Origin of the sequence: Sphingomonas echinoides ATCC 14820, from assembly GCF_000241465.1 — a bacterium.
GTDB lineage: Bacteria > Pseudomonadota > Alphaproteobacteria > Sphingomonadales > Sphingomonadaceae > Sphingomonas > Sphingomonas echinoides.
The window spans coordinates 2,284,669-2,291,024 of sequence record NZ_JH584235.1 but is presented as its reverse complement, the minus strand read 5'-3'; the positions used below and the strand labels follow the sequence as shown (position 1 = coordinate 2,291,024).

5 protein-coding genes and 1 pseudogene are annotated in these 6,356 nt (G+C 60.0%); 2 read left to right on the top strand and 4 right to left on the bottom strand.

Going from position 1 to position 6,356, the window contains the following annotated elements; translation table 11 throughout:
* A partial coding sequence (locus ON00_RS10755) for a Fic family protein (protein WP_010405716.1) occupies positions 1 to 360 on the top strand: 360 nt, incomplete at its 5' end.
* 15 nt (positions 361 to 375) lie between these two features.
* Here ON00_RS10755 and ON00_RS10750 read toward each other — a convergent pair.
* Together ON00_RS10750 and ON00_RS10745 are read right to left on the bottom strand one after the other, a co-directional pair.
* Complete coding sequence (locus tag ON00_RS10750; RefSeq protein ID WP_231565015.1) at positions 376 to 939, bottom strand: RES family NAD+ phosphorylase; 564 nt, start codon at positions 937 to 939, stop codon at positions 376 to 378.
* A 29-nt stretch (positions 940 to 968) separates the two neighbouring features.
* Entirely contained in the window at positions 969 to 1,550 is a 582-nt protein-coding gene (locus tag ON00_RS10745; RefSeq protein ID WP_231565016.1) for a hypothetical protein, read from the bottom strand.
* 300 nt (positions 1,551 to 1,850) lie between these two features.
* On the opposite strand from ON00_RS10745, the gene ON00_RS10740 reads away from it, so the two are divergent.
* Positions 1,851 to 2,063 carry a hypothetical protein gene (locus ON00_RS10740; RefSeq protein WP_010405712.1) on the top strand — a complete coding sequence of 71 codons (213 nt, stop codon included), beginning with the start codon at positions 1,851 to 1,853 and terminating at the stop codon, positions 2,061 to 2,063.
* Positions 2,064 to 2,072: 9 nt separating this feature from the next.
* On the opposite strand, the pseudogene ON00_RS10735 reads toward ON00_RS10740, so the two are convergent.
* Positions 2,073 to 4,886 (bottom strand): annotated as a pseudogene (locus ON00_RS10735) (conjugal transfer protein TraG N-terminal domain-containing protein).
* Between the two features lie 18 nt (positions 4,887 to 4,904).
* Positions 4,905 to 6,305, bottom strand: a complete 1,401-nt coding sequence (locus ON00_RS10730) for a conjugal transfer protein TraH (RefSeq protein ID WP_010405711.1) — start codon at positions 6,303 to 6,305, stop codon at positions 4,905 to 4,907.
* Positions 6,306 to 6,356: the final 51 nt, after the last annotated feature.

The following is a 6,356-nucleotide window of genomic DNA, read 5'->3' as shown; positions in this document are numbered from 1 at the left end:
TTCATGCTCTCCGAAGTTCGTCGCGAACTGGTTCCCGCAAGGTCTGCTAAGCCTTTTGTGCAGCTCCTGACCTTGACGCACCTTTTCTGCTGGTTCGGCAAAATCCATCCGTTTCTCGATGGAAACGGTCATATCCAGCGCGCCCTGTTCGCCGCCGCGGCTACCGAACTGGCAATCCCACTTGCCGCCCGTTTCGCCATCCACCCGCGCCCGTTTGATCGCCTGCTTGCCTGGCCGCTGGAGATGTTCACGCGGGCCGTTCCCGACCAGCGCGAGCATTACCTCGCGATGGTGGCCGAATATCTCAGTTCGTGGTTGGCTGGTCCCTTCGATCTGCCCGCGAGCGGCATAGCGCCGTAAGCGGCCGGGCCTGGTTCAAAGCTCGATCAGCGTATAGCCACGATCGGCGAGCAATTTCTGGGTCCAGTCCTTGCCGATGGGCACGCCCTCGGCACCCAACGAGATCGCCGCATCAGCCCGATCGAAAAGTGCGATGCAGAGCTCATCGCTATCGAACCGCGATCGGTACTGAATGCCGTCCAGGCTCGTGCTCTTATAAATCTCTGCGGAAATCTGCTGTGGGACCACATAGGCACCCGGATTGTCGACCGGATCGAAGTCGGCAGAGACACCGGCGGCGGTGGTCTTAAACCAGCCAAGGCCCGGTCCATGGACCTTGGCTAGACGGATTGGCCGCATAATTGTGAAGTTAGCGGCGCGTCTCCTGGCCACCTGATCCCAAAGGACGTCTCTATCCCCCGGTGTTCGCAGCAGTGTTTCCGCAAATGGCCCTACGAGCGTCTTTCCCAGATAGAGAACCCCGAACTTGCCTTCGGGATCATCCCACCGCCAGGTCGCGTCCTTGCGTCCATACCATCTGGCAGCCACCGTCGCGCCGTGAACCCGATGTAGCACTTTTCCCGTAGCGATCGTCGCCACGGGTATCCCCCCTTTCGCTGCCATATGCGTCAGTCTTCGAGCGTATGGGCGAATCGCACGACGCGTTCGACCTCTGCGTCGCTGCCCTTGAGGAGCGTGATGGGACTCAATCCATCAAGACCTTCATCGCCACCAACGAGGAACTGCAGAATGGCCCAGCCGGTCGTGTGCGGAGCGGCACTGAGAACCTTCGAGATTCCTGGGATGATCGCGTTGCCGTCGAACTGGAACACCGGGAACAGCTTGGTCCCATTGTCCTCGACCATAAGCAGTCGGCGATCCTTCACCGCTTTATAGACGGCCTGAATCGTCTTGTGTCCAAGCAGTGCGCGCACCTTCTCCGCAGTCAGCGCCCCGCCCGCGGCGTCGATCATCCGTCGCTTGAAAGCGATGGCGTTCGTGATCCTCTCTGCGGCCTCCGGATTGTCCGTTTCGACCGCCGGAATGCCAAGAGCCAGATGAAAGACCAAGCTGGGCACGTCGATGCTGCTGATAGCGGCCGCCTTTGCCGCCGCCGGCATCATTTTGATGATGCGATCGGTGCTTGCCACTATGCGGTCGTGAAGGACACGGTCCGCATCAACGAATCCCATATTTGCCGGACGAACCATTCGATCATTCCTGTTGAGTCAGTTCCATATAGGCTGAAATCGACACAATTTCAACCGAGCGCTTCGTAAGCTGGTCTCGGCGGCGCGGATCGCCGCTTGAAAAGCACTGGCCGCATCTCTTCGAGGCATTCTCGAGCTGCAAGGAGGGAAGGCAAAAATGCCCAGCCCGAGGGGCTTCATTCGAGCATTCGTAGGGACATAAGCACGATCTGTCGCGCTTCGATAAACCCGATAGCTGGCAAGAGGCCATTGCGAACAAACTTCGAACACTGTACAAAATCGGTGTCCGGAGCTTTCGACATGTACGACCTGAGAACCTACCTCGCAACGAAGGACCTCCCTGGCGGTCCGGTCTACATCGAAGAGCAGTTCACAGCAGAATATCAGCTGATGAACCCTCAGATCACTGATTCAAGCGACGATAGACCGCTCACACCCGGCAGAGCAATCGGAGGCCTCATCTCGCTGGTGTTGCTTGTGGGAACTGGCGTCTATCTGTTCGTGGCCTGGTGATTTGCACATTCATTTCCTAAGATCAGGATCGGTGAAAAATCCGCGATTTTGATCGCGGTTTACTTCCGATTGCAAATCAACGGTTGCGCCAGCTCGATTGGATCGGGCGGCCTCTGCAGCAGCTCTGTCGTCGCTCAGCCTGGCCCGACCCTCGTCGATGATTCTTGCGGCGGCATTTGGATCGCCGCCCCGGCTGCCGCTGCCAAGCCGATCAACCCCGTGCGGGCGATAAGACGCTCGGACATCGCCAGGCCCCCCTACATCCGTGCGGCGCACATCGACCAAATTTGGCTCGGAGATGCTGCCCTGGATTTCATTCCAAAGCGCGTCGCGTTTTTCCTGAGACCATTGCTGGATCATCTGCGACCTGACAGCACGTTGCTGGTCGGTCAGGTTCGTCGCCCATAGTTCTGGCGCGTCCAGGTTCGGGTGCAGCAGCTGTTGCTGCCGGTACCACTGCGCGAGGTCCTGGCTCAGATTTTCGCTGAGTTGCATCCCGTGCGTTTCGGCGAAGCTGGCGTCGCGCGAAAGCGACTCGGACAGCTCCTCCATCTTGCGTGCCGCTTCCGTGTAGGAGCGCGCCCGTGCAAGGGCATCTTCAGTGCTTTGCGAGGAGGAAGACGTTGCGGAAGACCGGCTGAACACACCAGACCGTTCGTAAGTGCCGTCGGAGGTGGATGCTCCGATGCCGCTCGAGTGTTCATCGCGCACGCCGCTCGACGAGGAGCTAGAAGAGTCAGTAGATTTGCTCGAATCCGTCCCGTACCGCAGGTTATCCGTTTGAGTTCCGGTCTTGTTGACACTGACAGTGCCGCTGACGTTTGGCAGCAGGCTGCCCAATCGGCCCTTCCCGCCAGTAGCTCCCCGCCCAGCCCCACCAAGCGCCCCTCCAAGCGAACCGGCGACTTGATCTGTCGTCCCAGCTTGCCGATCGTGACCTTCGGAGATCCGCTGGCTCTGGCCGGTCGATGAGCGCTCTTCCAGGCCCTGTGAGCTTGAGCCGGTCGTCCGATCAAACTTCTCGACGTTGGTATTTGCGGAACTACCGGCACCAGATTCGAAGCCCGAAGAGCGTTCCGTCGAGGTTCCAAAGGCGCTGCGGTTGGTATGCGTGCTGGTCAGGATCTCTTGGGCGGCATTTTCGAACGCCTGCGCCTGACGATGCGCGTCGCTCGCCATCTCCCGCCACTCCGCCACCGTTCCGGAGTTCATCGTTGGCGTGAACCCTAGCCGCGAGATTGCGCCGCTGGTGTCGAACACCTCCTGACCATTGCCGAAGCCAGACACGACCGCGCCGTTATCCTGCCGCCAGCCGACGCTGGTCGCGCCGCCCATGTAGCTCGGTGCCGTCGTCCACTAATCGCTCTGGCGCATGTTCGACGTGGAATTTGCCCAACTCACATTCCCGTAGGAATAATTGCCTGTCGTCTGCTCGAGTGCGGCCGCCTCCGCCGCATTCTGCGCGGGCGCGAGCATCGACGTCGCCTGCCCCGCAATCGACATGGCTCCACGCGCCAGGCCGGCAGCGAGGAACGGGATGCTCATCAGCATGAAGCCGGCGATCGTCGCCGTCTCACCATTCACTGCACCTATGCCGGCATAGGTGCCAAGCGTCACGCCGCCACTGGCAACACCGGCCGCAGCCGCCTCCGCCCTCGTCATGCAGATCATATGGAGAATGACGTACAGCGGTCCCCATGCGGCGAGGTAGAAGAACCCCATCGCGTAACCCTTCAACGTCGTCAGCCCCGTTTGGGGCATGAGGAACAACGGGAAGATCACCGGGAACATCGCGAAGAAGACAACCGTGAGGACGATATTCAAAATCGGCACCCAGGCCATCGCCTGCTGAGCGATCGAATTGTAGGTGTTGCGCGCCTGTATGTCCGCGCGCGTCTGCGCGAAGGTATCGATCGTCGCCGCGCCGGACCCGCCCGCCATGCTGTTTCGTGCTTGCATGAATGCGTTGATGGCCGTGTTCTGTCGCATCGAGTCAGAATAGTTGCTGCCCGATCCAGTGAAGGCAGCGTTCGCGATCGGCAGATCGTGTTTGAGCTTGTCGGCCGCGAGCGTGTTGCTCAGCTTCGGATAGAGTTCCTTGCCCCAAAGCGGCGTGTTTGCCTCTATCATCGGCGCCCATTGGGCGTTGAGCATATCGTAGGCCTGCCGGCAGGTGACGATCGCGCTGTTCACCGTGCCGTCGCCCTGGCGCTCTAACCACTCCTGCGATCGAGCTTCCGATCCTGGCCCGATGTCCGTCCAGAGGTCCTTCGACTGCGCAAGGACCGTGAGTGATTTGCGGTAAAGCATCACATCGCCAAACAGGCATTTCTTGAAGTGCTCTTCCAGGTTCGTCGAAAACTCAGCGTCGCGGATGACGAAGTTGCGGGTCGCATCGTACAGACGCGCGCCGTAGACCATGCCATTGCTCGAGTAATTGAGTTCGCCCGGCATAACGAAGACAGTCTCGGCGGTACGTGTCAGCCAATCGCCAATCTGAGTCGTGAAACTCGCAAGCACCCCAAGCCCGAGCGGTACGTTCGCAACCGTTGCCGGTGCCAGCGACGGATTGATCCGATCGGTCACCTTCACATCGATCGTCGGTACCATCAGGCAAAGATAAATCAGTGTCGATTGCAGGAACCAGTTCAGCCAGACTCGAAAGTTGAGCGTGAACGCGACGACGAGCAACGAGTAGATCAGGCCCATCACCATCACGACGCGGAGCAAGGATCGATATCCCCCACCCCCGGACCAGGCAGCGACGGCGTTGAAGGTGTTGACGAGATACTCGCCACCCCCAACCGTGAAGACCTCCACCATCCCCGCAGCTCCCCTGCCCTAGTTCAGCCCTTGTGCATTGAGCCCGCGCGAGAAATTGAGCGCGGACGACATCCCCGGCGTCATCGAGTTCTGGAGGGTGGACTCGAGCATGATGCTGCGGTCGATAATCTGCATGGTGACCTGCAGCTTGTTCGAGAGCTTTACATCTCGCTGGGCAAACTTCTGGCGCGTCGCAGAGATCTGCTGCTTCCACTGATTGGCGGTCACCTGGTCAAACGTCTGATAATGCGTCTGAGCCTGCTCGACGCGATCAAGCATGTTGTCGAGCATAGCAGCCAACAGATCGACGGCCACGATCTCCGACAGCGTTTCGATCTCGCCATCGGTCAGCGCGTAGTGTGCGTAGGCCTGAACGGCGAGGATCTTGTAGATCGGGACGGTCGCAATGTTCAGAAGCTGCTTCTCGGCCGCATCAAGCGCGGTATCCGTGCGGATCTTGCTGCTCATGGATTTGATCATGCCGGCAATCCGCGGCCGGAGCGCGGACGACGCCGGAACGGTCAGGGTCTGCTCGCCGACATCGTAGCAGTCGGTATCATTGCATTTGAGCATCTTGACCGCCGGCGCGTCGGCCGTGCCGTCGAGCAGCGCCGTGACAACGGCCTCCTCCGCCGGACCGAACATCACGACCTTGCCGCCCACCGACGGATCCGTGGAAGGCTGGGTCACGACAGTGCCGACCAGCGTCATGATGTATTCGGAAAAGGATTGGTCGAAGGCGCCGAACTTGGCCGATTTCTTCAACGCCTCCCACGTGTAGTTATGGGGTTCACCGACAAGCTGATCCTTCATGTTGGCGTCGGTGTTGCCAGCAATCGTAGCATCCCGCTTGTTGCCGTTGTTGCAGCCTTGGCGGGACGCGGCCCAATCCGAGAAAACGCCCTGGCTGTTGCCGACCGCTTCGCAGATCGTCGAACGGGTGGAGTCCATTTGCGGCCAGATTCCGCCGACCAGCGCTTGCGCGGTTTCGCAGCTCGAGATGTTCATCTGGTTGAGGAGCTGTGCCTTCTGGCTGAACTCATCCATCACCTTCCCGATTTCCGGCGACACGGAATCGATGGCGAGCTTGAAGGCGAAACCGAGCGCATTGTTCGCCGTCGCCTTCAACATGGCGACGATCTCGGAGGCGTTGATGAAGGAAAAGCTGCCGCTGAAGAGGTCAATACCGCCGCAGCCGGCGCGTGCGCTCGGCAGCTGCAGATTGAACGGCGAAACGCTCTTCTGGGGGAAGCGGGTCCAGACATTTCCGAGCGAATAATAGCCTGCCGACTGGCCCTGGAAGGCCGTTGGCCCAGTCACATTCGCGGCACCGCCAGCGTCGTTGAAGAAGCCGTTCATCTCCGAGGCGACGTCGGCCCGGGCCACACCGATCAAGGCGAAATGGGACGCAGCAACCATCGCCAGACACGCCGCTATCTTCCTGTGGAGAGGGGACCGCCGCCCAAGCTC